Annotated in this window: 1 protein-coding gene; it reads left to right on the plus strand. The window is 65.8% G+C overall.

Going from position 1 to position 663, the window contains the following annotated elements:
• Positions 1–249 (plus strand): hypothetical protein (locus tag QOL99_RS17415; protein ID WP_285525676.1); only part of this gene is annotated, 249 nt, incomplete at its 5' end.
• Positions 250–663 lie beyond the last annotated feature (414 nt).

The following is a 663-nucleotide window of genomic DNA, read 5'->3' on the forward strand; positions in this document are numbered from 1 at the left end:
CCCCGCCAACCCGACCCCGCCGAGGCGCTCGCGATGTACCTGCCCGGCGAGGACCTCAGCACCTTCACCACTCGCGTGATCGGGAAACCACACGCGGAAACTCCCGCCGAACTTGCCCGACTTCAGTACCACATCCGCGAGGCAGGAAACGCCCGCACCGCTCAGCAGGGCGCACAACGAGCGGCTACTGAACAGGCCCTCACGCCCGAGCAGCTCCAGCAACAAGGCTCCGATTGGCTGGGGTTGTGAGCGGCACCGCACGTCTATGAACCCCACCCGGAAGGTTGCTCGACGGGGCAGCCTTCCACCTTTCCGGTGATGCGCCGACGCCTGGGCACCCTGCCTGAACCTGTCCCACCACCCAGCACGAGGGCACCTCCATCCTGGGTGTTTCATCAGCCCACCCGCCAGAAACGGAGCGCCACAGCGGGGCCTGGAAGAACGGGGTACTCCGGTGTCCCCTGCAAGGAGAACGCAGCACGACACAGTGACTCGGCAGCTCCAAACGCACACACGGCGACCACCCACCACGGCCTCCAATACTCGCTGTCGTCCCTGGAAGGCACCTCACCTGAAGCGATCATGCCCCCGAAAGGCAGGCCTCGTTGACCCTTCAGGCCTGCTCCGGCCTACGGCTTTTCGCACGACCGAGCGAGTTCATGG

The organism is Deinococcus rhizophilus (assembly GCF_030271215.1).
Lineage (GTDB): Bacteria > Deinococcota > Deinococci > Deinococcales > Deinococcaceae > Deinococcus > Deinococcus rhizophilus.